Source organism: Streptomyces sp. sk2.1 (genome assembly GCF_008120935.1).
Lineage (GTDB): Bacteria > Actinomycetota > Actinomycetes > Streptomycetales > Streptomycetaceae > Streptomyces.
In genome coordinates this window covers 4,025-28,241 of record NZ_RDBO01000061.1, presented here as the reverse complement: position 1 = coordinate 28,241, position 24,217 = coordinate 4,025, and the positions used below count along the sequence as shown (strand labels likewise).

The 24,217-nt window shown below is 70.0% G+C and carries 23 protein-coding genes and 5 pseudogenes; 14 read left to right on the top strand and 14 right to left on the bottom strand.

What is annotated here, in order from left to right:
* Window positions 1-1,489: 1,489 nt before the first annotated feature.
* Both EAO76_RS46495 and EAO76_RS22150 read right to left on the bottom strand, forming a co-directional pair.
* Window positions 1,490-1,624 (bottom strand): hypothetical protein, encoded by a 135-nt coding sequence (locus EAO76_RS46495; RefSeq protein ID WP_262375655.1) that lies wholly within the window; start codon window positions 1,622-1,624, stop codon window positions 1,490-1,492.
* Between the two features lie 1,091 nt (window positions 1,625-2,715).
* Window positions 2,716-3,159, bottom strand: a complete 444-nt coding sequence (locus tag EAO76_RS22150) for a TIGR03618 family F420-dependent PPOX class oxidoreductase (RefSeq protein ID WP_148837694.1) — start codon at window positions 3,157-3,159, stop codon at window positions 2,716-2,718.
* A gap of 251 nt (window positions 3,160-3,410) precedes the next feature.
* Between EAO76_RS22150 and EAO76_RS22145 the strand changes: the two genes are divergently transcribed.
* Window positions 3,411-3,932 (top strand): ATP-binding protein, encoded by a 522-nt coding sequence (locus tag EAO76_RS22145; protein ID WP_148837693.1) that lies wholly within the window; start codon window positions 3,411-3,413, stop codon window positions 3,930-3,932.
* A 21-nt stretch (window positions 3,933-3,953) separates the two neighbouring features.
* Complete coding sequence (locus EAO76_RS22140) at window positions 3,954-4,361, top strand: hypothetical protein (RefSeq protein WP_148837692.1); 408 nt, start codon at window positions 3,954-3,956, stop codon at window positions 4,359-4,361.
* 48 nt (window positions 4,362-4,409) lie between these two features.
* On the opposite strand, the gene EAO76_RS22135 is transcribed toward EAO76_RS22140, so the two are convergent.
* From EAO76_RS22135 to EAO76_RS22125, 3 genes are all read right to left on the bottom strand, one after another.
* The gene (locus EAO76_RS22135; protein WP_148837691.1) at window positions 4,410-5,288 is read right to left on the bottom strand and encodes an SMI1/KNR4 family protein; all 879 of its coding nucleotides are present in this window, start codon (window positions 5,286-5,288) and stop codon (window positions 4,410-4,412) included.
* Between the two features lie 97 nt (window positions 5,289-5,385).
* A complete protein-coding gene (locus tag EAO76_RS22130; RefSeq protein ID WP_148837690.1) occupies window positions 5,386-6,480 on the bottom strand; it encodes a barstar family protein in 1,095 nt (364 codons plus the stop codon).
* 53 nt (window positions 6,481-6,533) lie between these two features.
* A complete protein-coding gene (locus EAO76_RS22125; protein ID WP_376041376.1) occupies window positions 6,534-8,426 on the bottom strand; it encodes a glycoside hydrolase family 15 protein in 1,893 nt (630 codons plus the stop codon).
* A gap of 206 nt (window positions 8,427-8,632) precedes the next feature.
* On the opposite strand from EAO76_RS22125, the gene EAO76_RS22120 reads away from it, so the two are divergent.
* From EAO76_RS22120 to EAO76_RS22110, 3 genes are all read left to right on the top strand, one after another.
* Window positions 8,633-9,130 (top strand): peptidylprolyl isomerase, encoded by a 498-nt coding sequence (locus EAO76_RS22120; RefSeq protein ID WP_148837689.1) that lies wholly within the window; start codon window positions 8,633-8,635, stop codon window positions 9,128-9,130.
* 111 nt (window positions 9,131-9,241) lie between these two features.
* On the top strand, window positions 9,242-9,745 hold the full coding sequence (locus EAO76_RS22115; protein WP_148837688.1) for a hypothetical protein: 504 nt from the start codon (window positions 9,242-9,244) through the stop codon (window positions 9,743-9,745).
* A gap of 79 nt (window positions 9,746-9,824) precedes the next feature.
* Window positions 9,825-10,577, top strand: coding sequence for a Clp protease N-terminal domain-containing protein (locus tag EAO76_RS22110; RefSeq protein WP_187438740.1), 753 nt, complete (start codon window positions 9,825-9,827; stop codon window positions 10,575-10,577).
* 125 nt (window positions 10,578-10,702) lie between these two features.
* On the opposite strand, the pseudogene EAO76_RS22105 reads toward EAO76_RS22110, so the two are convergent.
* The 4 genes and pseudogenes from EAO76_RS22105 to EAO76_RS22095 all read right to left on the bottom strand — a co-directional run.
* Window positions 10,703-11,200 (bottom strand): annotated as a pseudogene (locus tag EAO76_RS22105) (serine hydrolase domain-containing protein); the annotation flags it as partial.
* Between the two features lie 72 nt (window positions 11,201-11,272).
* Window positions 11,273-11,372 (bottom strand): annotated as a pseudogene (locus tag EAO76_RS46490) (hypothetical protein); the annotation flags it as partial.
* Window positions 11,373-11,517: 145 nt separating this feature from the next.
* Entirely contained in the window at window positions 11,518-12,093 is a 576-nt protein-coding gene (locus EAO76_RS22100; RefSeq protein WP_148837687.1) for a histidine phosphatase family protein, read from the bottom strand.
* Window positions 12,094-12,330: 237 nt separating this feature from the next.
* Window positions 12,331-12,699, bottom strand: a complete 369-nt coding sequence (locus tag EAO76_RS22095) for a hypothetical protein (protein WP_148837686.1) — start codon at window positions 12,697-12,699, stop codon at window positions 12,331-12,333.
* Window positions 12,700-13,466: 767 nt separating this feature from the next.
* Between EAO76_RS22095 and EAO76_RS22090 the strand changes: the two genes are divergently transcribed.
* Together EAO76_RS22090 and EAO76_RS22085 are read left to right on the top strand one after the other, a co-directional pair.
* Window positions 13,467-14,402 carry a replication-relaxation family protein gene (locus EAO76_RS22090; protein ID WP_187438739.1) on the top strand — a complete coding sequence of 312 codons (936 nt, stop codon included), beginning with the start codon at window positions 13,467-13,469 and terminating at the stop codon, window positions 14,400-14,402.
* A 10-nt stretch (window positions 14,403-14,412) separates the two neighbouring features.
* The gene (locus tag EAO76_RS22085; RefSeq protein ID WP_187438738.1) at window positions 14,413-14,925 is read left to right on the top strand and encodes a DUF402 domain-containing protein; all 513 of its coding nucleotides are present in this window, start codon (window positions 14,413-14,415) and stop codon (window positions 14,923-14,925) included.
* 18 nt (window positions 14,926-14,943) lie between these two features.
* Here EAO76_RS22085 and EAO76_RS22080 read toward each other — a convergent pair whose 3' ends face one another.
* Window positions 14,944-16,065 carry an IS630 family transposase gene (locus EAO76_RS22080; RefSeq protein WP_316248362.1) on the bottom strand — a complete coding sequence of 374 codons (1,122 nt, stop codon included), beginning with the start codon at window positions 16,063-16,065 and terminating at the stop codon, window positions 14,944-14,946.
* A gap of 604 nt (window positions 16,066-16,669) precedes the next feature.
* Between EAO76_RS22080 and EAO76_RS46485 the strand changes: the two genes are divergently transcribed.
* Both EAO76_RS46485 and EAO76_RS22070 read left to right on the top strand, forming a co-directional pair.
* Window positions 16,670-17,065, top strand: a complete 396-nt coding sequence (locus EAO76_RS46485; RefSeq protein ID WP_262375654.1) for a hypothetical protein — start codon at window positions 16,670-16,672, stop codon at window positions 17,063-17,065.
* 139 nt (window positions 17,066-17,204) lie between these two features.
* Entirely contained in the window at window positions 17,205-17,675 is a 471-nt protein-coding gene (locus tag EAO76_RS22070) for a hypothetical protein (RefSeq protein WP_148837684.1), read from the top strand.
* A 41-nt stretch (window positions 17,676-17,716) separates the two neighbouring features.
* On the opposite strand, the gene EAO76_RS46480 is transcribed toward EAO76_RS22070, so the two are convergent.
* Both EAO76_RS46480 and EAO76_RS46475 read right to left on the bottom strand, forming a co-directional pair.
* Entirely contained in the window at window positions 17,717-19,126 is a 1,410-nt protein-coding gene (locus EAO76_RS46480) for a NucA/NucB deoxyribonuclease domain-containing protein (protein WP_262375653.1), read from the bottom strand.
* Between the two features lie 1,005 nt (window positions 19,127-20,131).
* Window positions 20,132-20,179, bottom strand: a pseudogene (locus tag EAO76_RS46475) (hypothetical protein); the annotation flags it as partial.
* Window positions 20,180-20,259: 80 nt separating this feature from the next.
* Between EAO76_RS46475 and EAO76_RS22050 the strand changes: the two are divergent.
* The 3 genes and pseudogenes from EAO76_RS22050 to EAO76_RS44730 form a co-directional block, all read left to right on the top strand.
* Window positions 20,260-20,484: pseudogene (locus tag EAO76_RS22050) on the top strand (IS110 family transposase); the annotation flags it as partial.
* A gap of 42 nt (window positions 20,485-20,526) precedes the next feature.
* Window positions 20,527-20,820, top strand: coding sequence for a hypothetical protein (locus tag EAO76_RS22045; protein ID WP_148837683.1), 294 nt, complete (start codon window positions 20,527-20,529; stop codon window positions 20,818-20,820).
* A 309-nt stretch (window positions 20,821-21,129) separates the two neighbouring features.
* Window positions 21,130-22,248 (top strand): hypothetical protein, encoded by a 1,119-nt coding sequence (locus EAO76_RS44730; protein WP_187438737.1) that lies wholly within the window; start codon window positions 21,130-21,132, stop codon window positions 22,246-22,248.
* 73 nt (window positions 22,249-22,321) lie between these two features.
* Here EAO76_RS44730 and EAO76_RS22035 read toward each other — a convergent pair whose 3' ends face one another.
* Window positions 22,322-22,774 carry an Lrp/AsnC family transcriptional regulator gene (locus tag EAO76_RS22035; RefSeq protein WP_148837682.1) on the bottom strand — a complete coding sequence of 151 codons (453 nt, stop codon included), beginning with the start codon at window positions 22,772-22,774 and terminating at the stop codon, window positions 22,322-22,324.
* A 110-nt stretch (window positions 22,775-22,884) separates the two neighbouring features.
* Between EAO76_RS22035 and EAO76_RS22030 the strand changes: the two genes are divergently transcribed.
* Both EAO76_RS22030 and EAO76_RS22025 read left to right on the top strand, forming a co-directional pair.
* Window positions 22,885-23,502 (top strand): LysE family translocator, encoded by a 618-nt coding sequence (locus EAO76_RS22030; RefSeq protein WP_148837681.1) that lies wholly within the window; start codon window positions 22,885-22,887, stop codon window positions 23,500-23,502.
* Between the two features lie 131 nt (window positions 23,503-23,633).
* Window positions 23,634-23,921: pseudogene (locus EAO76_RS22025) on the top strand (PaaI family thioesterase); the annotation flags it as partial.
* A gap of 20 nt (window positions 23,922-23,941) precedes the next feature.
* Here the strand turns inward: EAO76_RS22025 and EAO76_RS22020 are convergent.
* Window positions 23,942-24,217, bottom strand: a 276-nt coding sequence (locus EAO76_RS22020) for a transposase (protein WP_148836167.1), incomplete at its 5' end; no start/stop codon positions are given.

Below are 24,217 nucleotides of genomic sequence, written 5' to 3'. Positions count from 1 at the left end.
GTCCGCGGACAGTCCGCGCGGACGGATCTGGATGTCCGCCCGGATACCCCTGATGTCCGACGGGTTGTCCGCCCCCGCTGTGACGCGGGCCCGCCGTCGCGGCGGGCCGAGGACAGACCGCAACGCGGACCGGGACGGTCCCCGGCGGACCGGAGTGGGGACCGGGTGGGGACGGACCGCAACGCGGTCCGGGACGGACCGGGGACGGACCGGGCTGGGGACCGGGGACACATTGGGGGACCAAGCTGGGGACGGCGTGGGGACGGAGTGGGGACCATCCCCACCCGGTCCCACGCTCACCGAGCGGGACCACGCTCGGTGAGCGTGAACGCCGTGAATCAGTGAGCGTGAACGCCGTGAACTGGGACCGTGAACCGAGCTCACCGCACCGGTTCACGCTCACCCAARAACCGGTAATCAGGAAGCGGTAATCCGTACCGGTACGGGTGCTCGTACGGCGCCTGTACGAGCACCGCGGCGTACGACCGGTACGGCCGTACCGTACGGCGCACGTACGGCCGTACCGGATGCAGTTGCGCGTGATCTGCGAAGTGCTTCCCGCCCAGGCGGGAACTGGGTTCTCCGCAGTTCGTCCGGCCCTTCGCCGGGGCCGTACGTACGCCGTACAGGCGCCGTACGTACGCCTCGGCAATGCACCCGTACGTGCGCTGTCCGCGTGCGGTAGTGCGGCAGCGATGCCGCCCGTACGGTGACTGGAACTACCGGTTCTTGGGTGAGCGTGAACCGGTGCGGTGAGCTCGGTTCACGGTCCCAGTTCACGGCGTTCACGCTCACTGATTCACGGCGTTCACGCTCACCGAGCGTGAACGCGCTCAGGCGCTGGGGACCGAGCGGGGACGGTCCCCACCTGTTCCCCAGCCCGGGCGGACATCCAGATCCGTCCGCGCGGACTGTCCGCGGACAAGGCGTCGCCGTCGACACGGATGTCGCCGTCGTGTCGCGACAGCAGCCGTTGAACACGGGCCCCGTGTCGCTGAACGCCGATCTTGTCGCGATGAAGACGAGACCTGTGTCGTTGAACGCCGAGACCTCCCGCGAGACCTATGCGAGACCGAGAATTGCCCCGCGAGACCGGCTGGCCTCGAAGCCCGGCAGCGTGCTCCCGAAGCGAACGGGGACGCCCCCGAAGCCGATGGCCGTGCCCTCGAAACACCACACAGGATGAGGAAATGAAGTCATACGGCAGGGGCGAATCGAAAGAATGAAATGCCAACATTCGCGGAGAATTGGAGGACCCCGAGATTCGACAGTTTCCCGATTTGGGAATCGGGATCCGGAATTCATCGGGTTCCGCAAATAGGAAAAGGGATGTATGCTGGCAGCTGATCGCCAGTTCCGGGAAGCCGGACAGATCACTCGGTCCACAAATGAGTCGGGCCCCACGCCTCTGTTGCACGAGATCGTGGGGCCCCCGGTTCCGGACCTGGGATGGGCTCGGCCGTGGCATCGGCCGGGCCCATCGTTGCTGCTAGTTCAGCTGCCAGAGCTTGTACACCCAGTACGCGGCCTGGCTGGCACGCGCGATCAGGATGCATACCTGGACGGCTGACTGCCGCTTGGTCCGGTCCGGCTTGGTTCCCTCGTCGGGGTTCCTGCCGGACACCGAATCACCTCCTCCCGGTAGACCAGCTGAAATCCACCGGAATTCTTGGAGGGGTGTCTCGACAGTAGCAGAATCGCGCCTACTGAAAAGCGGCTCCCTGAATGCGGCACCCATGCGGCGCGGCTAATAGTGAGAGCTGTCCGGCGGATCCGAGGCGTGGGTAATAGCTGGCTCGCGCTCCGGGCAAGTCTCGGCGTGGTTCCGGTTACGGTCTCGGCGCCGAGCCAGTGATCTTGGTTAGATTCCGAGAGAGGCGGGCCGGGCGGGCCGGGCGCTCCAATCGGCCCCGGCGTTGGTCATGGGTTGCTGCCGATCCAGACCGTACGGCGCTCGGTGTTGAACACGTGCCAGATGCGGTCGCCGGTGGTCATCTCGATCTGCTGGCGGACGAGCCGCTCGCCCCGGTGGACGCTGCAAGCTAGATCGCCCTTGAGCCGGTTGTGGCGCTCGGGGTGCGCGTGGCCGGGGCCGGTACGGTCCGCATCACGAACCGGGAAGATCCGCTCGCGCGTATCTGTGCGGGATCGGCGGCATGAGCTATCTCGGCTCGGCCCCGTTCGCCGCCCAGAACGTCGCAGTGATCCCGTTCAGGCCGCTGACCACTAGCATCTGGCCCTCCGGTCGCCAGCTCAGTGAGGTGTGGGCTCTGGTCCCACTCGGCCGCAGCCCATCCTCAGGCCCTGTCGGTCGGCGCCGTGCCGACGCCGCGGACACCGATCAACGCGCAACTTGAAGACACTGCCGGCCTCCGTGGGCGGCCGGGAGCGGAGCCGTGGTGGCCCGGGGTGGACCGGGAGCCCGGCTCCACGCGTCGGTGGCCTGGGATGTACCGCCGATCGTCCCCAGTTACGTACGACTCCGTCGCGCACCACCGCGTACGACTTCCTCGCGCAAGGCTCTCCGGCTACACAGCTGCTCTGGCTACACAGCGCTACGTGACCAAGGTGTGCCAACCAACACTCGCCATGTGCCAACAAAAATTCTCGGTCACAGCGGTGAGAACCGAGCGCTCAGTCGGCGGCAGAACCTTCGCCCTTCCCTCGCAGGGGTGAAGCCGCCGGCGGCGACGCCACGACGGGCGTGCCTGCCGGTCAGGGAGCGGGGATGGGGCCTCCGGGCCGGAACCGCTCCACCCCGACGATGTGCCGCACCTTGCCCGGGCGCACGATCACCGCGACTCGCTGCTCCCCCGGCATGATCCACTCGAAGTCACTGCCCAGGTACTTGCGGGCCAGTCGGTCCATGCGGTCGTGTGCCTCCTCGCCCTCGACGAAGCGGGCCACCACGCCACTGATCTGCACTCGGTCGAAGGGGTCGGCGGCGTCCGCGTGCGAGAGATAGACGCGGGGGTCGCGGCGCAGGTTCTCCTCCTTCACTCGGCCCACCGAGGTGTTGAACGTCAGCTCCCCCTCCCCCTCCAGATCCACCCACATGGGGCTGACCTGCGGTGCTCCATCGGCGAACACGGTGCCGACGTACCAGATGTTGGGGGCCTGCAGCCTGGCGCGGACGGCTTCGTCGAATGTCACAGTCATCCCGGAAGGCTACTGACAGTGACCGGGACAGTTCGAGGGAAACCATGGAGTCGGCCAGTTGAATCCGACGCCCGGGCGCGAGCCATCCCCGCGCCCCTGCCCCGGTGGCCGGGACATCGCAGCGGGCTCGTCACCGGCGCTCATCGCGGTCCTCACGGATTCGCCGCGGCCGGCCGACGCCGATGGCCGATGACCAAATGGCTCGGAAGCGTCGGGCGGGTCCGGCCGGGGAGAAAGTACCGTTGGGGCCCATGATCGTATGGCTCAACGGCACCCACGGCGCGGGCAAGACGACGACCAGTGCGCTCGTGCAGCAACTGATCCCGGACTCACGGGTGTTCGACGCCGAGAAGGTCGGCGAGACGCTCATGGACATCAAGCCGGAACTTCCCTGGACGGGCAACTTCCAGCACTGGCCGCCGTGGCGGCCGCTCGTCGTCGAGACCGCCCGCCATGTGCTCGACTACACCGGCGGCACCCTGGTGATCCCCATGACCGTCCTGGTCGAGGAGTACTGGCGCGAGATCGCCGCGGGCCTCGCCCGGCACTCCATCCCGGTACGGCACTTCGTCCTCCACGCCGACCAGGACACCCTCCGGGGACGCATCGAGGGGGACAGTCCCGCCGGCACCTGGGGGTTCCGTCTCGAACACCTCGCTCCCTACGCCGAGGCGGCCCGGACCTGGCTGCACGACGAGGCCGAGGTCGTCGACACCACGCGCCTCACACCCGAACAGGCCGCCCTGCGGATCGCCGAGGCCGTCAAGGGCTGAGCCGGGCCGGAGAATACGGGCGTGAGCCTTTACTACGAAGTGGTCCTCACCTGCTTCCTCCGGGACGGGACCCCCGAACCCGTCCTGGAGGCACTGCGGTGGCACACGGGCGCGGTCGAGGACCGGCCGCCGCACCTCGACGAGGACGAGCACCCGTACCGGTTGCTCGCCCCGGACCCGGACAGCCGGCTGCCGGGCGGGGAATCCGCGTCCCTGCGGTACCAGTCCCTCGGGGGCCGGAACGCCTGGGGCCTGTTCGTCCGGAACCTCTGGATGGATGACGACATCGGCGAACTCACCACGGTCCTGGACCTGTTGGCGCCCCACGTCGAGGACTCCGGATACGGCGGGTACCTGCGCGAGGAGTACGACACGAAGATGTCGGTCCTCATCTTCCGCGACGGGACCCACGGCCCGGAAACGGGTTGACCCGGGACCGCCGCGCGGCAGGGACCACGGACGTCCGCGCGGCGGCCCTCACCCGTCCGCGGCCGCGTCCCAGGACGGCAGGGGCGTTCCCGGTGCGCCCGTGACGTGGAGGACCTCGCACCCCATGAGCCGGGCGGCGGCGAAGAGGCGCCGACGGGCCCGTTCACCGTCCTCGGGCGGGAAGTCGATCCGGATCTGGTGGGGGCGGGACATGTCGTACGTGAGCAGCCAGTCGGTGTCGACGGTCGCGAAGTGGTCCTGTCCCGTGCGGCCGTCCTCGGAGCGCCACGCGCCCCGGTCCGTGGTGGGGGCCAGTGCCTCGCGCAGCAGCCGCAGGCGCTCGTCGTGGGGCACGGGCCCCTCGGACAGGCGCAGGCAGCGGTGGACGCGCGGGCGGAAGGCGTTGAACCACGGTGCCAGGTCCGGCTCCATCCCCACGAGCAGCCGGGATTCGATCCGCCCGGTGGCCCAGCCCTCGATGAACGCGGCCGCCCCCATGTCGTGGGTCTCGTACCGGCCCTCGCCGCACCACACCACCACGGGCCAGTCGTCGGGGTGCCCGGCGGTCAGCCAGCACAGCCGGTCGGCGTCCATGGTCGTGCCCCAGACCAGCAGCCCGCCGGGAGCCGGGTGCAGCGGGTACGGGTAGCGCTCGCGGTCCCGTTCGGCGGCTCCCGTGAGGCGGGCGCACTGCCACTCGATGCCGTTGTGCTCGCTCGTGCCGAAGGGCGTGCGGAGGTAGAGGAAGTCGCAGAACTCTCCCCAGCCGTAGGTCTCGACGAGTCGCCCGTAGTCGTCGGGCAGCCGGGTACCGGCCGCCGCCTCCGCCGCGGCCCGGTCCCCGTGGGCGTCCACGGGGGCGGTCGGTGGCGCCACCAGCCGGATCAGCCGGTCGCAGGCGCTCGTGGTGGTCTCCGGGTCGGCCATGGGGCGCAGCGTAGACGGCGCGCCGTGCGGGCATCGACGGGTTTTCGGTCCGCCGCCGCCCGCGGCGGGCTCCTCCTCGGGGCCGGTGGTCCCCGGCTCACGCCAGGGTGACGCGCATGCCGCCCTGGGCGAGGACGTCGAGGAGGACGGCGAACAGGTCGCAGGGCAGACCCTCCGGTGTCAGGGTCCGGGACAGGTGCGCGCGTGCGGTCGCGGAGTCCCGCCAGAGCAGGGTCGCGGGAGCGGTGTAGCCGAAGGTGCCGCGCAGGCAGTCGTCGAGGGCGGGCAGGCAGCCGCCGAAGTAGCCGCCCGGCCCGTTCACCGCCTCGCCGAGCGCCAGGTGGAAGCCCGGTTCGTCGGTGATGTGCCGGCCGTCGAGTTCGTAGGCGTGACCGGCCGGCCGGTCACCGGCGGTGCGGTGGGCGGCCCGTTCCCGGACGAGGTCGTGCCAGGCCCAGCGGCGCCGGGTGTCGAGGCCCGCCCAGGCACCCGGGGCGTCCGGCGGCCCGGCGAGCCACCGCTCCCAGACCGGCCGGACGTGTTCGGGGGCGGGCTCGAAGAAGTACCCGTCGAGTTCCAGGTCGATCAGATCGCCCCTGCGGGAGGACGGGCGCCAGTCCGTGATCCTGGCCCAGAGCAGTCGTTCGGTGAGCGGCCGGCCCCCGTCGTCCCGTATCTCCAGGGCGGCCTGCTCCAGGTCCAGCGCCCGCCGGGTGCCCTTCGCCAGAACCGCCCGCAGCCGGTCGTCCGGGGCGAGCCCCCGCAGGACGAAGGGGGGTGCGGGCCGTTCGCGCGGCAGGATGCGGGTGAACTCCCGGCAGGAGCCCAGCCAGCGGCGCCCGTCGTGCACCCGGACGCGGCCCCGGTGCCCTTCGGGCGGGCCCTCGTAGTCGTCCGCACCGGTGAGCACGAGGCTGTCCGCCCCGGGGAGCCGCCCCGGGCTCTCCGCGTCCTCCAGCAGCCAGGGCTCGACCGTCCCGTCGTCCGGCACCAGCCATGTCCGGTTGCCGATCCAGCCCCGCGCCTCGGCGCCCTCCGGCACCCAGCCGAACAGTTCGTACGTCCCTCGCCTCGGCTCCCCGAAGAACCCGTCCACCGCGTCGCACACCCCCCAGGCCCGGCCGTGCTCCGTCTCCGTCAGCGTGTACCGCCCGTGGCCGCGGCGGCTCCTGTCCTCATGCACGGCGGCCATCCTGCCCGAGGCGCGCTCGCGCGGCGCACCCCTTTTTCCCTCGGGACCGGCGCTCAGCCGAGGGCGCGGTCGAGATTGAAGGCCGCGCTGATCAGCGCGAGATGGGTGAACGCCTGCGGGAAGTTCCCCGTCTGCTCGCCGGTGCGGCCGATCTCCTCCGCGTACAGGCCGAGGTGGTTGGCGTACGTGAGCATCTTCTCGAACGCGAGCCGGGCCTCGTCGAGCCGGCCGGCCCGGGTCAGCGCCTCCACGTACCAGAACGAGCAGATCGAGAACGTGCCCTCGTCCCCGCTCAGGCCGTCCGGGCTGACCTGCGGGTCGTAGCGGTAGACCAGCGAGTCGGACACCAGGTCCTCCCCCAGCGCGTCCAGTGTGGCGAGCCACTTCGGGTCGGTGGGGGAGACGAACTTCGCCAGCGGCATCATCAGCAGGGAGGCGTCGAGGACATGGCCCCCCTCGTACTGGACGAAGGCGTTCCGTTCGGTGGACCAGCCGTGGTCCATGATCCGGCGGTAGATCGCGTCGCGGGCCCGCCCCCACCGCACGATGTCGACGGGCAGTCCGCGGTGCTGGGCGAGCCGCATGGCGCGTTCGACGGCCACCCAGCACATCAGCCGCGAGTAGAGGTGCTTCTCGCCCGCGCCCCGGCTCTCCCAGATCCCCTGGTCGGGCTGGTCCCAGTGGTCGCACACCCAGTCGACCACCTCGCCGATGCTCTCCCAGTGCGCGCTGGAGATGGGCCGCCCCCACTTGTCGTAGAGGTAGAGGGCGTCGATCAGCGCCCCGTAGATGTCCAGTTGCAGCTGGCCGACGGCGCCGTTGCCGACGCGCACGGGGGCCGAGCCCCGGTAGCCCTCCAGATGGGACAGCTCGCGTTCGGGCAGCTCACGGCGCCCGTCGATGCCGTACATGATCTGCAACGGACCGGTGCCTCGGCTCGTCCCCGCCGCCCCGTCGTCCGCCGGTATCTCCAGCCGGACGTGCTCGGAGAGGAAGCCCATGAACGCCTCGGCCTCCTCGGTGAAGCCGAGCCTGAGCAGCGCGTACACGCAGAACGCGGCGTCGCGGATCCACACGTAGCGGTAGTCCCAGTTGCGTTCGCCGCCGATGCGTTCGGGCAGGCTGGTGGTCGGCGCGGCGATGATGGCGCCGGTCGGGGCGTAGGTGAGGAGCTTCAGGGTGAGGGCGGAGCGGTGCACCATCTCCCGCCAGCGGCCGCGGTAGCGCGACCGGGACAGCCACCGTCTCCAGTACCCGACGGTGGCGTTGAACTGCTGCTCCGCCTCGGACAGCGGGCAGAAGCGGGGGGCCACGTCGCCGCCGATCCGGTCCAGGGCGAAGACGGCGGACTCGCCCTCGTGCAGTTTGAACAGCGACCACACGTCCGGCCCGGCGACCTCCAGGGGCGCACTGGCCGTCAGGGCGAGGGTGAGCCCGGGCGTCTCGAAGACCGCCTGGCCGTGCCCGGCCCGTACCGTGTGCGGCCGGGCCCCGTACTCGAAGCGGGGTGCCACCCGGGCGCGGAACGGCAGTGATCCGCGTACGCACACCACGCGGCGGATCAGCCGGTGCCGCCCGGCCTCGCGCGAGTCATCGACGACGGGCATGAAGTCCTGGATCTCGCCGACGCCGTCCTCGGCGAAGAAGCGGGTGATCAGCACGTTGGTGTCGGGGAAGTAGAACTGCTTGGTGCGGGCGGGCGTGTCGGCGGTCAGTTCGAAGGACCCGCCCCGGTCGGCGTCCAGGATCGAGGCGAAGACGCTGGGCGCGTCGAAGCGCGGACAGCAGTACCAGTCGATGGTGCCCCGGGTGTCCACCAGCGCCGCGCTGCGCAGGTCGCCGATCAGGCCGTGCTCGGCGACGGGCGGGTAGCGGACGTCCTCGGCACCCTGAAGACCGCCGGGAACCCGTCGTGTCCCGGCCGCCGCCCCGTACTCCACCGTCACGTCGGACCTCCTCGGGCAGCCCCTCTACCAGGCTAGATCCTCCGCCTGGATCGGGCCGGACGGAGAAGGAGCGGGTGCAGGAGCGGGCAGAGGTCCGGCGGGCGGGAAGGGGGTGCGCGACGGCGGGACGGTGCGGGCCGCCGGGCACGGCACCGCAAGGGGCTCCCGATTGTCGACACCGGACCCGTCGATGTCAGGATGGTCCCATGACGAGCAAGGTTTACTTCGACATCACCATCGACGACAAGCCCGAGGGGCGCATCACCTTCAAGCTGTTCGACGACGTCGTCCCGAAGACGGCGGAGAACTTCCGGAAGCTGGCGACCGGCGAGGAGGGCTTCGGTTACAAGGGGTCGTCCTTCCACCGCATCATCCCGGAATTCATGCTGCAGGGCGGCGACTTCACCCGCGGCGACGGCACGGGCGGCAAGAGCATCTACGGCGCCAAGTTCGCCGACGAGAACTTCGAGCTCAAGCACACCAAGCCGGGTCTGCTGTCCATGGCCAACGCCGGCCCGAACTCCAACGGTTCGCAGTTCTTCATCACGACGATCGTGACATCGTGGCTGGACGGCAAGCACGTGGTGTTCGGCGAGGTCGACAACCAGGAGAGCATGGACCTGGTCAAGAAGATCGAGGCCCTCGGTTCGCAGAGCGGCCGCCCCAAGGCGAAGATCACCATCGCGGACAGCGGCGTCCTCTGACCCGCGCACCGAACCGCTGAACCCGGCGCGCCCCCGACGGTCCCTCCGTCGGGGGCGCGCCGCTTTCCGCCTCCCCGCACGGGTTTCGGCCCCCTCGGTACGGTGACGGGCATGGGGAACGACTTCGGTGGCGGGAGCCGCACGCTGTATCTCACCAACGGGGGCACGGAAGTCTTCGTCGACGTGCTGATGCTGGCCGTGTCCGATCTCGCCGGCACCGTCTGGGAGCACCGTTTCGCCGCGCTGCTGTGCCGGCAGGACCAGTGGGCCATGGGGCGCGGAGCGGTCGGCTTCGACCTGGAGGACATCGACTGGGGCCGCTCCCCGCAGGAACGGGACGCGGCGAAGGACTTCGTGCTGCGGGTGCTCGATCTCGCGCTGCGCAGGCACCGGTGGGACGAGCTGGACTACGATCCGCCGTTCATCGAGGACAGCCTGCGGCGGTACCGGGAGATGGTCGAGGCGTTCGACCCCGCCGACGTCGATGCCGAGGAGCGGGACCGTTCCCGCTTCCCCACCCCGGAGGAGGCCGCCACGGCCATGTGCGTACGGCACCGCGTCCTGTCCGCACCGGCCTGGTGGGAGGACTGCGTCTTCTGCCTCTCGCACCGGTGAGGAAGCCCGTCGAGGGGACCGATCGATGCACTGTCAACCGAAGGTTGACACTCGGACGCTGTCAACTTACGGTTGACACATGGAGAATCCCGTACGCATGAGCAACCCCGTACGCCTCGACGACCTGATCGAGGCCATCAAGAAGGTGCACACCGACGCCCTCGACCAGCTCGCCGACGCCGTCATCGCCGCGGACCACCTCGGCGACGTGGCCGACCACCTGATCGGGCACTTCGTGGACCAGGCCCGGCGCTCGGGCGCCTCCTGGACGGAGATCGGCAAGAGCATGGGGGTGACCAGGCAGGCGGCCCAGAAGCGGTTCGTCGCCAAGGACCCGGGCGAGGTCTCGGACCTCGACCCCAGCCAGGGCTTCAGCCGCTTCACCCCGCGGGCCCGGAACGTGGTGATGGCCGCGCAGAACGAGGCCCGCGAGGCGGGCAACGACGAGATCCGCACCGAGCACCTCGTACTGGGGCTGCTCAGCGAGCCGGAGGACCTGGCCGGCGTGTTCATCAAGGCCCAGGGCGTCACGGTCGAGGACATCCGCCGGGCCGCGACCGAGGCGCTGCCCGGCCCGGCCGACCAGGTGCCCGACCTCATCCCGTACGACGCCGGGGCCCGCAAGGCGCTGGAGCTGACGTTCCGGGAGGCCCTGCGGATGGGCCACAACTTCATCGGGACCGAGCACATCCTGCTGGCCCTGCTGGAGCAGGAGGACGGGGAGGGCGTGCTGACCGGTCTCGGTGTCGACAAGGCGACCGCCGAGACGGCCATCGCCGAGGCCCTCGCCGTCGTCTCCGTCTCCCCCGGGGAGGCCTCCGAGAAGGAGTGAGCCGGAGGAAGTGAGCATCCCCGCGCCCCCGGGCGCGCCGGTGACCCGGCACGCCCGGGGCGTCGGGGCGTTCGGGGCGGCCCCGTCGCGGCGCCGTACGTGCCGCCGGGCTCCGCCCCGTACGGTCAGAGCGCCCCGTACACCGCCTCGACCAGGGCCTTCTTGCGCGGGTCGGCCGAGATCCTCGGCCCCATCCGGTTCATCACGTACCCGAGGGCGAGGCCGGCCTCCGGGTCGGCCAGGCCGCAGGAGCCGCCGGCGCCGTCATGGCCGAAGGCCCGCGGATCGGGCCCGTACGAGCCCTCGGGGCCGCTCGGCCAGGGGTCGAGGGCGATCTCCGTGTCGTCGCCGAGGCCCTCGCCGAGCACCAGGTCCCGGCAGACGCCCTGCCCCTCGCGGACCCGCTCGGCAGCCGCCCCGGAGAGGATCCGGCGGCCGTCCCGGGTGCCCTGCCCGGCAAGGATCCCGTACAGCGCGGCGACGGCTCGGGCGGTGCCGTGGCCGTTGACCCCGGGGATCTCCGCCGCCCGCCACGGCGAATTCCGGCCAGTACGCGGCGACCGGCGCGTCGAGGTCCAGCAGGCCCCGGTCGGCGAGGACGGGGGCGCACAGCGCGGTCGGCCCCTTGGCGGTGGACCAGACGTTGACCAGCGTCTCCCGCTCCCAGGGGCGGGTACGGGCGCCGTCGGCCCAGCCGCCCCGGAGGTCGACCACGGGCTCCCCGGCGATCAGCACGGTGACGGCCGCGCCCAGCTCCCCACGCTCCCGAAAATTTTCCTCGAACGCGGCGCACACCGCGGAAAAACGGTCGTCGCACCGGCCGTGGACCGGTGGCACGGCGGCCTCCCTCGCCCGGACGGCACCCTTCGGACGCACCGGACACGCGACGTACCGACCGGCCGGACCGGTGGAAAGACCCCCGCCCGACGGAGCCGGACGGTCAGCGGGTGCCCGCTTCGAGCCGCAGGCTCCAGCGGCCCGGCACACCGGTGAGCGTGACCGTGGAGAGCGGTCCGACGTCCACGCTCCAGTACGTCGCGGGCGGGGCCTTGAGCGCGTAGACGAGCGCGGCCCGGACCACCGCGGGTTCGGCGACGGCGACGATGGCCCCGTCGCACGCGGGCCGGGTGTCCAGCCAGCCCCCTATCCGCGAGATGAACGCGAGCAGCGGTTCCCCGCCGTGCGGGGCGGAGCGCGGGTCGGCGAGCCAGGCATCGACCGCCGCCGGTTCGCACGCCGTGATGTCGGCGAGGGTGTACCCGCGCCAGCGGCCCATGTCGCAGTCGCGCAGGGCCGGCTGGACGAGCGGGGCGAAGCCGAGCGCGTCCCCGGTGGCGCGGCTGCGCGGGGTGGGCGAGCAGTAGCGCAACTCGGCGGCGCCCAGCGGCATCAGGGCGTGCGCGGCAAGTTGGACCTCGTGCCAGCCGGCCTGGTCGAGCGGCCGGTCGTCGTCGAAACGTTCGGCGAGCAGCGCGGAGCCACGCGCCGCGACCACGAGCGAGACTCGAGAAGTCATGGCCGTGATCGTGGGGCCGAACGCCCTTTCGGTCAAGAGGGTCTACGCGGGTCAACCTGCGCCGGGCCTGCCGGTGCCGGGCCCACCCGATGGCTTGAACTCATCTGATCCACAAGCGAGTTGGGCCCACGGACGTGGGGCGCGACCCCGGAACACCCGACTCCCTCCCCACCCGGGATGGATTCGGCGCGCACCGGGTGGGTGCGCGCCACCGCACCCACCCGCACGGTGGTGCGGTCAGTGGTGCGTACCGGGTGCGGAGTGCATCGCGTGGGCCAGCACCAGGTGCTCGTCGCGCATGGCCTCCAGGGTGTCGGCGGTGTCCGGGTGGTCGGGGTCCGGAATGACGTTCACCGTGAACCGGATGATGCTCCGGGCGATGCCCGGCGCGGCGGTGGTGGGGGAGTCCCGTGCCCAGTCCCGCAGCGCGGACAGCAGTGCGCATCCGACCTCGTCCAGCGCGAAGGAGTCCGCACTCAGTTCTGCCTCCAGGTCCAGGGCCGTGACGGGCCAGACGATGTCCTCGGCGAGCCGCAGAAGGACGAACGCCAGTTCCGGGTCTGCTTCCCCGCGCCCGGCGACAGCGGCGCCGCCACCCGCCTGCAAGGCCAGGAGGTAGGCGAAGCCCCGCTCCAGCTGCTCGGGCGTCAGCGGTGTACGGGGACGGGATCAGGTACGGCATCACGCTCTCCTCACGATGACTGCCGCGCGACTCGCGGCGTCGTTCCCGCATGGTCGGTGTCCTGGCCTGTGGACAGAGGACGGAGAACTCTCCCCTCCTCAACTCGAATCGGGCGAATCGGGGCTGCAAGGGTCAAACCCTGCACCCGAGTTCAGCGTGGTCGGCCGACCACGAGCCCGCCCACGCCCCCTTGTCCACCTCTGCTACCGCCCCGACCACCACCGCACTTCTCCTTGACACGGCCCGCTACCGGCCACGGTCAGACCGCGGACAAGGGGGTCTCCCGCACGCTGCTCGCTCGATCACCGCCCACCAGGGCGGCCTGGAGCGAAGGAGACACCACGATGACCACTCGCCGACTCCCGGCAGGCGCCCGGAGTACCCGCCCCGACCATGGGCCCGACCACCGTCGGGCAAGCCGCCCCGCCTTCCTGGGGCACGTACTCGGGACACCACTGCGGAACCCACTTTGGTGCCCGGCACCGACCCGCATGGAGAAAGCCCAGGTCACCACGCAGATACGGGCGTTCGCCGCGTTGTCACAACCCTCTTCCCTCCTCCTGAACTTCTGTGTGATGTCAGTGGAGGGGGAGATCATCGGGTCCGGAGGCCCGGCGCCCTTCACGGCCGGGCACGGCCGGTGCCCGGCCGGTGGCCGCGCGCGGCAAGCGAAGGGAAGGGAGCAGGGCTGATGGCGGGGAAGCGCGAGGAGAACCCGGCGGGGTCGTCGAACAACCTGCGTGGCGACGTGCTCGGAGTACTGAAGGTCGCCACGGCCGAACAGATCCAGCAGATCGCGCTCCCGCACCTGAGCTACCGCCACACCGACAAGCCGACACCCTCGAAGCGGAAACAGGCCCGCACCGCCTCCCACACCGGGGCGCTCTCCGATCTGCACAAGCACGGCCTGGCGGAGAACGGCGGGCAACTCCCGGGCGGGGACACACTGCGCAACCTGACGCCCATGGGCCTGAAGACCGCCGCCCGGGAACTCGGCCGCCCGGTAGGAGAGACGGGCAACCCGGCCCGCGGCGCGGGCCGCACCGGCGCCTCCCACCCGATGACGGTCAACGAAGCCGCACTCGCCCTGCAGCGCCCGAAGCCGGACCTGGCCCAGCTCACAGGCGAGCCGGCCGACGTCCTCGCCGCCGCGCAGGCCGCCGTCGACGCACCCGCCGGGCTGGGCACCATCGCCTCCTACGCGACCGAGGTGGCACTGCCCACGACCGGCACCTGGTCCAACTCCGACAGAGGTGGCGCCCAGGCGGACATCGTCATCACCTCCCCCGAGGACGGGGTCCCGCTGCTGTTCGTGGAGATCGACAACTGCCACGAGTCCGCACAGGTCCTCGCCGCGAAGATCGACAAGTACATGCGGTTCTGCCAGCGCAAGGTGAAGGACGTCGACGGCACGGAGCGGCCGATGTGGCGCACCCGCTGGTGGGCGCCCGACGGCCGCCACGGCGACCAGCCGCACCCACCGCTGCTGCTCGTCTTCAACCGTGCCAGCTCGCGCAACCCCCACACTGTCAGCGCGCAGCTGGCCGAGCTGACCCGGCGGCACTGGCAGGGCACCGCGTACTGCTGTGACCGAGAAGGTTCACCGGGTTTGCCCGGCCGCCAGTAGCCTCCCGCCCATGGGAGAAGCCGAGGTCCGGGTCGTGGTCCGTAAGTTCGATGGCAGCTTGCACTGGCACCACTCGATGGTGTGGTTGGGCGAGGATGAGTTCGGGGTCTGGCTTGGTGCTCCGATCGGGACGATCTACAGCAAGGGCGGGGAGGGCGAGGTCTACGCAACCGAAGAGCGGCGAGTCATGCTCTTTCCTCGCGGTGCCTGGTGGACGGCCCTGTTCCAGGCAGCTCCAGCCCGCCTGGACGTCTACTGCGATGTGACCACTCCTTCCGATTGGCCGCATAAGGGGCAAGTGGCCATGGTTGACCTGGATCTGGATGTCTGCCGGATACGGCAAGGCGGATCCGTCTTTGTGGACGACGAGGACGAGTTCGCCAGTCATCAGAGGCAGTACGGCTATCCGCAAGACATCATCACGCGCGCGCAGAGTGCCGCCGAGTGGCTGTCAGCCGCGCTGCGTGACGGTGCGGAACCCTTCGGAAGCCGCTACCGCACATGGCTGGACCAGGTCGGTTGAGCTTGGCTCTGGTGTTGGTCAGGCTGCGGTAGTGAGGGGGCGTCCGCCCCAGCGGATGCCCTTCTCGCAGCGGATACGAGCGCGTTCGCGGCGCTCGGCGACCAGGACGTCCCGGTGGCGGGCGTTGGCATTGTGCCAGCGCAGGTAGGCGTGCAGGGCCCGGGTCTGCATCGGGTGGTTGGGGTGGTTCGAGTTGGCGATGGTGAACTGTCTCAGAGGCTCGAAGCGGGCCTCGATCGGGTTGGCCCAGGACGCGTACGTCGGGGTGAAGCACAGCTCGACCCGACTCTTCTTCGCCCAGCGACGGATCTTCTGGCCCTTGTGGGCGGACAGGTTGTCCATGATCACGTAGATCGGGGCACCGTCGGGGCGGGCGGCGCGGATCGATTTCAGCGCGGCCAGGGTGTTCGCGGCACCCTTCCTGCGCCGGTTGACGCCCCACAAGGTGTCGTCGCCGATCGAATAGCAGCCGTGGAAGTACCTCACGCCGTGGGTGCGGTGGTAGGTCGCGGGGTGCCGCTCGGGATGGCCGGAGGCGGCCCAGCCCGAGCCCCCGGTGGGCCGGATCCCGAGCGGGCCGAACTCGTCGAACGCGAAAATTCGGTCAGGGAAGCACTCAAGGACGTGCTCGATTCGGTCGAGCTTGGCGTCGCGCTCGGGGTCTGGGGACTCCTTCCAAGTCTTGGTTCGCTGGAAGGTGACGTTGCGTCGGGCCAGCAGGCACCGTAACGCCTCGCGGCCGATGCGGATCGCCCGCCCGTGAACACGGTGCAGGTACGTGACGAGCTTGCGGATCGACCAGCTGGTGAAGGGCTGGCCGAGCTTGGCCGGTCGGGTGGTGGCCGTCTGGACGACGAAGTCTTCGTCGTCAGGGCTGAGCCGGCGGGGACGGCCTCCCGCCCAACGAGGGTCCAGACAGGCCAGCCCGATCTCGTTGAATCGGTGGATCACATCGCGCACGGTGTCCTCGTCGGCCGCCACCAGCTGGGCGATGACCGGGACGCGGTTTCCGCCAGCCGAAGCCAGCAGCATCATCGCGCGCCGGTAGCGCACCGAACTGGCGCTGCCCCGCCGCACCACCTGCTGCAGCTTCAGCCCTTCCTGGTCCGTCAGTCTGCGCACACGGACAGGCTCGGCCACCGAACCTCCACCGGTCGGATCAGACGTCACCGCATATCCAACCGCCCCGACCACCAAACCGGCGAACCTACGTGGTCACGGCACTAGCGGTGGTTCGGTCGTGCTCTGGGTGTCAGTCGTCGCGACCAGTCACACGAGAGATGCCGACGGCAACGTCAGGCAGCCGGGAGAGTTGCACCGGAAGGGGGCTGGACAGTTGTCTGCACGGTTGCACTAGGCGGAGGACCGGAGGTACTGCCGGAGGTGTGAACCCCCGAAAATGATGATCTTCCATTCGTGCAGGTCAGATGCCGTGGGCAAGCCTCCTTCGGGAAACGACACCTCTTTCCTCGCGATAGCTGAGAGAAGATGCCTGTCCGTCTCCCGGGGGCCGGCGGCCGCGCGGAGCGGTACCTGTACCGGTCTGGCGCGGGAGTGGATTCGGTGGACGGCCGTCGTGAATCGGTCTATGTGCTGGGGAGGCCGCGGAGCATGACGGCGTAGAGGGGGAGTCGGGGAAGGGCTGGCGTTCGCCGAGCCCGGTCGCTGGTGGATCGCCAGCACCGACGGTAAACCGCCCCGCGAGTCGAGCCGGTACAAGCGGGCCCGGGTCACCGGCCTCGCCGTGCAGAACGCGATCAGCGCCGCCCGTCTCGGGCACACCGCCCGGGATGATGCCCCGGCCGCGACCGTGTCGGACGCGCCGCATGCCGTTGACCACCCGGGCCGGGACACTCCACCCGACCCGGCGCAGCGGGCCGTCGTCGTCCATGCCTGCCAGCAGGCCGCGATGCCCAAGGAGTACCTGGAGGGTCGGACGACCGCCCCCGTGACGTGGATGCGCACACCGGAGAACCTGGACCGGCTCGCCGCCCTCACCCGCGCAGCCGACGCCCGCCGCCGAGCCATCGAGGACCTGGCGGCCCCGGCCGCCGACCCGGCCAGTCCGGTCGACCCGCCCCGCCAGGAGTACGAGCAGCACCAGCAGCAACCCGGCCTCGGCTCCGGTATTCAGCAGTGATGTTCAGGTGCCGCTGGTCGTGCCCCGCAGCCTGCTTGCATGCAGGTAGTCGCGATCTTGCGTGAGGCGGAGCCGGTAGCGCGGCTGTCGCCACCGGATAGAGTTTCTGTGACGGTAGTGGGAGATACGGGAGTTCTCTGTGGCCGATTTGGTGGCGCGCGAAGAAGTTCAAGTGTCCGTGGAGTTCCATGCGTTCGCCCTTCAGGAAGAGGACGACATGGAGGTCTCCGCTCCCTTCCCCGAGGAGCGGGCAGAGGTTCCAGGGGAAGATTTCCTGACCGCCTACGACAAGCGTCTCGACTTCGAGAGCGCCGGGCACACCCACGAGGCAGCTCTGACAGCCGAGGTGTGGAGCAGCGAGCCGTCGGTGGCCGGTGACGCCCGCTGGGAAGCTCAGGGCGAGGCAGAGGTTTTTTCGACTACGGGGAACCTGTCGGTTGAGACGATGTCCGGGGTCGGCGAAGGCCGGGTGGAGCTCGGGCGCCCCGAAACGCTGTGGAAGGTCCGCGCCTTCTGTTCGGGCAGGGCCGAGGCTGCCCGGCTTGCGGCGGTGGACGTGCCCGTCGGGGTGGAACGGTACCTGGTGCAGTTCTGGCCGGCTGACACTTGAGAACCTGGGGGCAGAGCACTGGGCTCTGCCCCCAGGGCGCATCAGGAGATCGAGACGACGTAGGCGTCGACGTCGGCCCCGCTGCTGAACCCGTCCAGGATGCGGTTCCGGTCCATGAATATCTTCAGGATGCTTCCGCCGGCTCCGTTGTCAGCCTTGGGCAGGGGCCTGGCGGAGAAGTTGTCCTTCGGCTTCGCTTTGTCGTACTTGCTTTGAGCTGCGCCTTCGTAGGTGCTGGCGAAGGGATACTCGTCGCATTCCCGCGAGACTCCTGGAACGCTTGTGGCGTAGTTGGCCCCCCAATACTTGACGCAGGTGGCGATGGCCGCGCGGCGATTGGCCTTCACGCGGTCGCCGTCGTTCTGGAGCCGGTGCAGCGTGTGCTTCAGATCGAACCCCGGTACCGCCTTGCGGGTATTCACCGGCTTGGTGACGCCGGGTTTGGTGTGGGCGTCCCGCAGGTGCTGGGCCACCGCGCGCTCGGGGGCCCCGGTCTTGGAGCTGTAGGGCAGGGTGGGCACGACCGGCAGGGCCGCGCCGCCTTTTTTCTTGGGGTTTCCGCCGCCGGTCTTGTTGAAGAGGTAGGAGGCGGTGTCCCAGCGGCCAGCGAGGAAACCGACGCTGACACGGCCGGTGTTGGGCGAGGTGTATGGCGAGGGGAAGGTGAGCTTCACAAAGGGCTCGTACGCCATCTGCACCAGGTCGTCCTTGCCGGTGCCCTGCCCGGGCTCGACCAGCATCGTGTGGACGTACTCGGGTTTGGCCTTCAGCGCGTCAAAGCTCTGTGTGGGCGGTACCTGCCCGCCGTACTTCCTCGCTGCCTGCTTCGGCCACGTCGTCACGTCGCCGTCGGTATTGATCTTCAGGCCGCTCGTACGGGTGATGCCGGTCTTGGCGAAGTCCGTGAACAAGTACCGGATCTGAATCGTGCGGTCGTTCTTCTTCGGAACCGTGTCGATCACCCACAGCGTGAACGAGCTCTGCCCCACAGGCCGGCCGCGCTGCAGCCAGGTCTGCACGAACTGGGTCCCCGTGCACATCGCGTACCGGGACTTGACCGCGAAGAGACGGCCGCCCTGAAGGCCCTTCTTGCAGTCGTCCTTCGTCATCGTCCGCGGCGGCTCCGGATAAGTGGCCGCGAACGGCACCCTGCCGGCCATCCCGTCCGAGAGGAACGACGGCGTGGACGCCTTCGGCAGACCGGAACGGGCAGGGGCGATGGCCTCACGCGGCAACTTGCCCGCCGCCGTCTCCCGGACCGGCAGCCCGGCCTTCCAGCCGCTGCCCAGAGCTTGCAGCGCACCGAGCGACGGAACGGGTATACCTGCGGGAAGCGTGGAGGAGATCACCTCAACGCTGCTGTCAGAGTCGGCTGCCGCAGGCGGCAAGCCGACAGAAATCACGGCCGCGGTCGCTAACCCAAGCACGTCCGCGCCATGCGCGGTAATCAAGCACCTTCGGCATGAGCAACCCCCTTGAGACGCGCCGGTATCGGAACCGACGCGAGACCCCCACTCCTATCGCAAATTCGCACATGCGTACAGCGAATGGCTTGGATCACTCGGACGCTTGACCGAATAGGCTCGAGTGAGGAGCGAAACCCCTGCCAGAAAGTCCCTCCTGCTCCGAGACAAGAGAAGGGGCACGCCAGGAGGTGAAGGCATGTCAAGCCGATAGACGTGTCCAATCTGCAAACCACAGCACGGGTGTACACGCTCGACCTGGTCACGGAACTGCCCGGGAGGGGCAAGGACGCGGAGAGCCGACCCATGAACGCAAAGACCCGCATGGCTGCCCCGATCCCGACACACATCTCGCCGGAGCGCCTCCAGTAACTCGCCGACACGCCCCAGCTGCGCGCGGCGCTGTACCCGTTGCCGAAGCTGCCGCCCGTCCGGTGCCGCTCCCGCACGCGGCAGTACCCCGGCGGCCGGCCGAACCCGTGGCGCACCGCGCAGTGCCGCCGGGGGATCAGCACGCACGGCGAACTCCACCGCGCGCCCGGTGTGCAGACCGCCGACCGGACGGAAGCGGGGTCCACCCGGCGAGCGGAGACGCGGTGGTCTGCATCCGGTGCGCCCGCCCGGTGTCAGCCCGGAGGCGGAGCCAGGACGGAATTCGCCGACGCCTCGGTGCTGTCTTCCCGGTGCCGAGCCCCACCAAGGGGTGGAGGCGAGAATTTCCCGCCAGATGGAGGCACCACCGTGATCATTCGACTCGTGTGCAGCCCGCTCGCTGGCCGCATGCTGAGAACCACCAACGCCCCGTGGGCCGGGAACTGGCTCACGGCCGGTGACGCCGACTGAGGCCTGTACGCCCAGGTGCACCGCGACCCGGCGACCGGCACCTTCCTGGCGGAGCCCCGTACCTTCCCGCGCCGCCGGTAGCTGCCCGCCCCGCTGGCGCACATTGGCATACACCCGTGCCCGGACCCCGGGCTCGCCCGGAAGGCGCCGTACTGGGGTGATCCCGGAGGTGGCCCACTGCTGCTGGAGGCCGTCCATCACCGCGCGGAGGGTGATCTCGTCCGCGCGGTGATGTCCATGGCTACGAGTCCGGGCTCGGCGATGTGCTGCTCGTCGATCAGCCCTCCAGACGGAGAAACAAACAGCTCAAACGGGCCTTCTTCCTCTCCGTGTTCGCCGCCCTGGGCGACCCGGCATCCCGGGCCTACTACGACAAGAAGATCGCCCAGGGCAAGCACCACACCCAGGCCTTGCTCTGCCTCGCACGACGCCGGGCCGACGTCCTCTTCGCCATGCTCCGCGATGGAACCTTCTACGAACCCCAACCCGTCCGAGCGACTTGAGACCTGCTTGCCCTCTGCCCAAGCCCATGGTCAGCTTCGGGCATGGGGGGCGAGAATTCCGATCACCTGGCACTCATCCGTCGCTGGCTCGCGGGTGAAATCGTCAACAACACCGTCAGCATCAAGATCGTCGGCGGCCCTTTCAACGGGCGGACCAAAATCGTCGAGCTCAGCCAGGCAGGACTGCCACCCGCCGGCTTCCGAGGCCGCCCCGGTCGAGCACCAGGACCCTGGAATCCCGCAGCCAAACACACCTACCTGGCAGTCCGAGCCCCCGACACCTCTGCGGGCTGGATCTACGAATACGCCAAGGCCGACACCACCACGGAAGGCTGACACCGCCGAGCCTCCACCACCCCGCAGAGACTTGCCCGAACCCATAGGGGCACCCCCCCCGAGCAGCAGCACCAGCTGCTCACCCGCTACCCCACGGCCCTCGGGCCCAGGCCCGCCTCCTCCGGGACCGGGTCTTCGGTGGTTGAGGGCGGCCCGCTTCGCGGGGAAAAGCCGGAGGAGTCCCCGGTCGATGAGCGGGTGGAGCAGCGCGTTGCCGGGGCTGGGGCCGGAGGCCAGCCGAAGACCGTGGGTGGTGGGAAAGCGCAGCGGCAGCGGAGGGCGGTCCTTCCGGCTGATTTTGGTCTGCGGGTGGCGCTGGGGCCGATCTCGTGGCTGTGGGAGCGGCTGTCCGGATGGCAGCAGGATCAGGTCGAGGCGGCAGCGAAGGAAGAGCTCAAGTCGCTGTCCTCGCTGCTGGAGTGGCCGGCGCAGGCCCCGTCGCTGCTGGCGGCCCGGCTCAAGGCCAGGCTGGACGAGACCGGTGGCGAGGCCCTGATCACGTCCCCGTTCGGATGGCTGACCCACTGCGGCCTGGTGCGCCGCCCGTCCTGCTCCGATGTCCGCTGCGACGACGGCGTCCGGCTCGATACCGGCGCTCGCTGTGACAACTGCCGCAACGTCCTGCACAACCGCAGGGCGGGGCGGGCCCGGATCACGGCCGAGGTCGACGAGCAGCTGCCTGGCCTCGACCAGGACGAGCGGGACCGCGAGATCGAGGCCCGGATGCGTCGGCACGCCGAGGCGGAGGCCGCCGACTTCGTGGCCCGCCGCGGAGCAGCCCAGGAGCGGGAGGCTCAGCGGGCGGCCGCCCGTGCCAAAGCCGAGACCCGCGCGGCTGCCGAGGCCGCAGCCCGGCAGGTGCTGCCGTGCACGGACTGCGGCCGTGCCCAGGTGGCCGGGCTGTGCGAGGTGTGCGGTTACCGGCGCCGGACCGAAGCGGCGATCGTGGAGGCCGGGCTGGTCGCGGCCACCTGGACGGCCGACCTGACCGACCCGGCCGACGTCGCCGCCACCGCCGCCGACGTACGGGCACACCTGAACACCGTCATCGAGGCCGCCACCCAGCAGTTCCTGGGACTGATGACACCCGGCGAGCTGGAGGCGGACCCGGCCGCGGCAGCATCCGCCCTCGCCTTCACCGCGCTCCAGGTCGTCGAGCAGGCCCTGCCGGAGTACCGCAGCAGCGCGCTGGGACGTCTCGGCCGGACCGACGAGGCCGAAGCCGAGGCCCGCCGCGCCTACACCACCGAGCAGGGCCGTCGCTGGTACCGGCACAACCCGACCGGTGCGCACGCCGTTGCCGCCGCGACCAGGGAAGCGGAGGCCGCACGGACCCGTACGGCGGAGTATCTGCTGACCGTGCGGCTGGAGCAGCTGCGCCAGCAGGTCCCGCCCTACCCGAAGGCGGCCCTGACCGCGCGCGGGTGACCAGCGACGCTCCTGCGGAGGTGATGGCGTGAGCACACAATCGTTTGACGACAGGCCGTCGGCGGGGCCGTGGCTACTCGGGCAGAGGTCTGTCCTGGACGACGTTCTTCATGACGATGGTGGAGGTCAGGCGCTGGACGCCGGGCAGGCGGGCGAGCTTCTGGTCATAGAGCTCCTGGAACGCGGCCAGGTCGGCGGTGGCGACGCGGAGCAGGTAGTCCGGCTCGCCGAAGAGGCGTTGCGCCTGGAGCACGTGAGGTACGGCGGCCACGGCTTCCTCAAAGGTGCTGACGGTGTCGGGATCTTCCCAGCGCAGGGTGGCAAAGACGACGGCTTCGAAGTTCAGGCCGACCGCGGCGGGGTCGACGACGGCGCGATAGCCGCGGATCGCCCCTTCGCGTTCGAGGTCGCGCAGCCGACGGTGACAGGGCGAGACGCTGAGCTGCACCCGGGCGGCCAGCTCGGTGACGGTCAGGCGGCCGTCGAGCTGCAGCTCGGTAAGAATTTTCCGGTCCAGGGCATCCATGGAGAAGATTCTCCCCCATATCTCGCGATCATGGGGGAAAGAAACAAACACCTTCGGGCCTATCCGGCCTAGCGTTCCCTCCAGAGCAAGAGTGCGAGAGGGAACGATCGATGGACACCACGACGCTGGCGGCCTTCCTGGCCGTGGACCTGCTGCTGGTCTTCACGCCCGGCGCGGACTGGGCGTATGCGATCTCCGCCGGGTTGCGGGGGCGCTCGGTCGTCCCGGCGGTCACCGGTCTGATCGCCGGGCACCTGGCGTATTCGCTGGTGGCCTTCGCGGGTCTGGCGGTGGTCGTGGCGAGCTCCCCGGCCGCGCTCACCGCTCTGACCGTGGCGGGCGCCGGGTATCTGTTGTGGCTGGGGTGTGGTGTGCTGCGGCAGCCGTCCGTCCCGGCGGCCGGGGATGGGAGCCCGGGCGCCTCCAGGTTGCAGGTCGCGGTCAAGGGGTTCGGGATCAGCGGTCTGAACCCGAAGGCGCTGCTGCTGTACTTCTCGCTGTTCCCGCAGTTCATCGACCCGGCCACGGGCTGGCCGGTCGCCGCGCAGACCGGGCTGCTCAGCACGGTGCACCTGACCGCGTGCGCCGTCGTCTACCTCGCCGTCGGCGTCCTGGCCCGCACGGTGCTAAGCACCCGGCCTTCGGCCGCCCGGGCCGTCACCCGCGTCAGCGGTGCCATGATGATCGCCATCGGAGCCTTCCTGCTGGTGGAACGCCTCGCTGTCTGAGTCGCCGTTCCCGCCCCGTTTCACACGGCACGGACACGAAGGAGAGCACAGACGTGACAGAGCAGACGCAGGAGCAGGCAAGCCCGGCGGTGAAGAAGCGGGTCCAGGACAGCTTCGACCGGCAGGGTCTGATGGCCCTCCTTGGAGCCCGCCTCACCCACATCGGCCCGGGCCGCGTTCACATCGTGCTCCTGGCCCGGACTGAGGTGACCCAGCAGCACGGCTACGTCCACGCCGGGGCCACCAGTGCGATCGCGGACAGCGCCGGCGGCTACGCGGCGCTGACGCTGTTCGACGAGGACTCCGAGGTCCTCACCGTCGAGTACAAGATCAACCTTCTCGCGCCGGCTGCCGGCGAGCACCTGGAGGCGATCGGCATCGCCCTCAAGTCCGGACGCACCCTGACCGTCTGCCAGCTAGGGTCTGTGTGATGTCGCGATCAATCGGCTGCTCGTAACAGGTCTTCGATCCAGATCATCGAGGCGCGGAGTTCGAGGCCGGCGAGGTAGCTCTCGGGGGTCTTGTCGAAGCGGGTGGCGATGCCGCGCCAGTCCTTCAGCCGGTTTATCAGGCGCTCGATGGTGTTGCGCTCCTTGTAGAGGTCTGCGTCGTGGCTGACCGGCCTGCCCCCTCGGCTGCCTTTCTTCGTGCGGTTGGCGGCTTGGTCCTTCTTCTCCGGGATCACCGCCTTGATGCCGCGTTTCCGCAGGTAAGA

Bases quoted from the DNA above. Each gene is read 5' to 3' on its own strand.
- EAO76_RS22130 (WP_148837690.1), bottom strand. From the start codon at position 6,480: ATGGCCGCCGTGCATGAGGACAGGAGCCGCCGCGGCCACGGGCGGTAC.
- EAO76_RS22120 (WP_148837689.1), top strand. From the start codon at position 8,633: ATGACGAGCAAGGTTTACTTCGACATCACCATCGACGACAAGCCCGAG.
- EAO76_RS22085 (WP_187438738.1), top strand. From the start codon at position 14,413: ATGGGAGAAGCCGAGGTCCGGGTCGTGGTCCGTAAGTTCGATGGCAGC.
- EAO76_RS22035 (WP_148837682.1), bottom strand. From the start codon at position 22,774: ATGGATGCCCTGGACCGGAAAATTCTTACCGAGCTGCAGCTCGACGGC.
- EAO76_RS22110 (WP_187438740.1), top strand. From the start codon at position 9,825: ATGGAGAATCCCGTACGCATGAGCAACCCCGTACGCCTCGACGACCTG.
- EAO76_RS22135 (WP_148837691.1), bottom strand. From the start codon at position 5,288: ATGGCCGACCCGGAGACCACCACGAGCGCCTGCGACCGGCTGATCCGG.
- EAO76_RS22150 (WP_148837694.1), bottom strand. From the start codon at position 3,159: ATGACTGTGACATTCGACGAAGCCGTCCGCGCCAGGCTGCAGGCCCCC.
- EAO76_RS22115 (WP_148837688.1), top strand. From the start codon at position 9,242: ATGGGGAACGACTTCGGTGGCGGGAGCCGCACGCTGTATCTCACCAAC.
- EAO76_RS22100 (WP_148837687.1), bottom strand. From the start codon at position 12,093: ATGACTTCTCGAGTCTCGCTCGTGGTCGCGGCGCGTGGCTCCGCGCTG.
- EAO76_RS22145 (WP_148837693.1), top strand. From the start codon at position 3,411: ATGATCGTATGGCTCAACGGCACCCACGGCGCGGGCAAGACGACGACC.
- EAO76_RS22045 (WP_148837683.1), top strand. From the start codon at position 20,527: ATGGGGGGCGAGAATTCCGATCACCTGGCACTCATCCGTCGCTGGCTC.
- EAO76_RS22030 (WP_148837681.1), top strand. From the start codon at position 22,885: ATGGACACCACGACGCTGGCGGCCTTCCTGGCCGTGGACCTGCTGCTG.
- EAO76_RS22090 (WP_187438739.1), top strand. From the start codon at position 13,467: ATGGCGGGGAAGCGCGAGGAGAACCCGGCGGGGTCGTCGAACAACCTG.